Genomic DNA, 1,420 nt, shown 5'->3' with positions numbered 1-1,420 from the left:
GAACGACCACAAGTACAAGAACGTGGAGCAGATGGTCATACCCATTGACCGTGTTCTCAAGTCAAAAGATTCTGCTGGTAAAACCCAAGTTAAACAAGCATAAGATCCAAAGAACATCATATAAAGAATGATTCCCGACAAGTAAACACCTTCAGCTGCTGCCAAATGGGTCTTCAAATCAATGAGATAGCCCACGCCAACCAACACCAAACCAATGAAAAATCCAATAATATTGAGACCCCAAACACGACGACCAAATTTGTCCATGAACAAAATGGCAGGAATGGTTCCAATCAACAACGAGCCTCCGCCCACTAACGACATGAAAACCGAGTTTTTAGTGGTGAAGCCAATGCGTGCCATCAACGTGGACATGTAGTACATCACGGCGTTGACTCCGGTCAATTGGCCCAAACCAACCATGATGACGGCGTACACGAGTGCTCTTCTATTTCTGGGAATCCGGAACAAATCGCTCCACAATTCCATTCGGGACTCGGTAGCACGAGCCTCTTGTTCCTGGAGTGCTGCCTGCTTCATTTCGAGAAATTCCAACTTGTTTTTGTCGTCGTCAATGTCCCGAAGCCGCTTCCATACACTATAAGCTTCACCAATTCGGTTTTTATGAACGAGATACCGAGGCGATTCCGGTAAAAAGAACATTCCCACCATCAAAATCGTCGAGAAAACCAACGAGGACCCGACCATAAATCTCCAGCCACCATGAACCAGATAAAACATCGCAGCCACAGCATAACCAAGTACCTCACCAAGTGCAATATTGAACTGGTACATCGAAACAATGTTTCCTCTTACCGTGGGAGGCACAGATTCCGAAATATAGATACCCACACATCCTCCTTCGATTCCAATACCAATACCAAGGATGAAACGACCAGCGTACATCATATGATAGTTTCGGGCTCCAGCACATAAACCGGCTCCAAGAGTATACCAGAGACAAGAAATTATAATCGACATTTTTCTGCCAAAATACTCGTTCAATGGAGTCATCAAAATACTACCAGCCATGGCACCCAAAGGCATTAAACTGGAAACCCACGATTCCTGATCCGAGCTCAAACCAAGACCGGATTCTTGTCTCATTCCAATAGAAGCACCGGAAATAATCGACTGGTCAAGACCGGAAAGTAATCCTGCGGCGGCTGCAAATCCTCCAAGAAGCCAAACCATGTGCGATTTGTTCTTGAAGTTGAGCTCATATTCCAACAGAAGAAGCTTTTCTTTGAAACTTCTGTTTTGTTTGGCATCTCTCGCGAGTTCCTCACACTCCGCAAGTTCTTTATCAAAGTCAAATGGAACCTAGCTTGGTCGGTGGTGAGTTTTCCGCCGGTTTCTTCATACACTGACTTGCGTTCGGAGTCACTGAACAGACCTCCGGGTTTGGTTTCCAACAAAC

At 45.4% G+C, this 1,420-nt stretch carries 1 protein-coding gene; it reads right to left on the bottom strand.

From position 1 onward, the window contains the following. On the bottom strand, positions 1-1,230 hold a 1,230-nt coding region (locus H9Y04_RS49040), incomplete at its 3' end, for an MFS transporter (RefSeq protein ID WP_187820139.1). Positions 1,231-1,420: the final 190 nt, after the last annotated feature.

This window comes from Streptomyces polyasparticus, from assembly GCF_014493765.1.
In the GTDB taxonomy this organism is placed as follows: Bacteria; Actinomycetota; Actinomycetes; order Streptomycetales; family Streptomycetaceae; genus Streptomyces; species Streptomyces polyasparticus.
Note: the sequence above shows the minus strand (reverse complement) of the source record. Positions and strands in the feature narration are given on the sequence as shown.